Here is a 1,228-nt window from a genome sequence, read left to right on the forward strand (position 1 = left end):
ACACGCCGGCCCCGCCGTAACCCCCGCCGCGCCCCGCCACCGCGGCCGCCGCGCCCGCAGCCCCAGCGGCAGCCGCTCCACCAGCGGCTCCCGGGCCATCCGCTCGCGTACGTTCTCCGACACCGCCGCCGTACCGTTCCGCGCGTCGAAGCGCCCGGCCAGCGTCAGCGCCTCCCGCTCCGCGTACGCACCCAGCTCCGCGACCGTCCACTCCCCGTCCGCGCCCCCGGCCGCCGGCGGGCCCACCACCCGCTCACCGCCCATCCCCAGCGCCGCCAGCCGCCGCGTCAGCAGCGCCGTCACCGCCAGGTACGCCATCAGGCTCGACGGCTCCCCCCGGTCTGCCAGATACGCCGGGCGCTCCGCCAGCAGTTCGAGCCCCCGCGCCTCGTTGCCCGTCAGCGCGCAGAACTCCACGTGCCGCGCGAACGCGAACCGCATGCTCTCCATCCGCCGCACCATCCGGTGCCCGCGCAGATGACCGGCCCGCGCCTCGTCGAGGCGGCCCAGCCGCAGCAGCGGCAGCAGCGACTCCGCGAGCGTGGCGTGCGGCTCGTGCGCGCAGGTGTGCACGCCGGTAAGCACCGGCCGCCACAGCTCAAGCGCCCCCGCGTCGTTGCCGTGGCCCGCCTCCCAGCTGCCCTGGCCGCGCAGCTCGCAGGCGTGGCAGTCGCTCATGGAGTCGCGCTCGGCGGCGCGCCAGGCGGCGTACGCGCGGGCGGCGCGGGCGTCGTCGCCGACGTGCTCCGCGATGCGGTACTCCGCCTGCCGCACGGCCCGTTCGCTGTGGCCCGCGACGCGGTAGCGGTGCTCCATCTCGGCGAGCCACTTCTCCATCGCGGCCAGCGGGATGTGCGGCTGGTCGGTCATCCCGGAGGAGACCCACTTGAACATCCAGAACAGCCGGTGCGCGTCCTCCTCGTCGAAGTCCTCCGGCCGCTCGTCCCACATGCGCAGCAACCGCGCGAACGGGACGAACATCTTGTCCTGCTCGGAGCTGAAGTTGTACGTCTGCAGCAGGTGGATCAGCGCCTCGACGACGAAGCCCGCCCGGCCCGCCTGCTCCGCCTCGGCGAGCAGCCGCTCGGCGCCCGCATTGCGCCCGGGCCCCTCGGGCTCCCGCGCGTTCTCCTCCAGCGCGCGCCGGAAGGCGTGGATGTCGGCGGGCGGCCCGGCCGGCGCGGGGGAGGGGGTGCCGGTGCTCATGCGCCAGCCTCGCTTCGCTCGG

At 75.9% G+C, this 1,228-nt stretch carries 1 pseudogene; it reads right to left on the bottom strand.

Going from position 1 to position 1,228, the window contains the following annotated elements:
* Positions 1-1,206: pseudogene (locus ABD317_RS28025) on the bottom strand (tetratricopeptide repeat protein); the annotation flags it as partial.
* Between the last annotated feature and the right edge of the window lie 22 nt (positions 1,207-1,228).

The organism is Streptomyces synnematoformans, from assembly GCF_039531005.1.
Lineage (GTDB): Bacteria > Actinomycetota > Actinomycetes > Streptomycetales > Streptomycetaceae > Streptomyces > Streptomyces synnematoformans.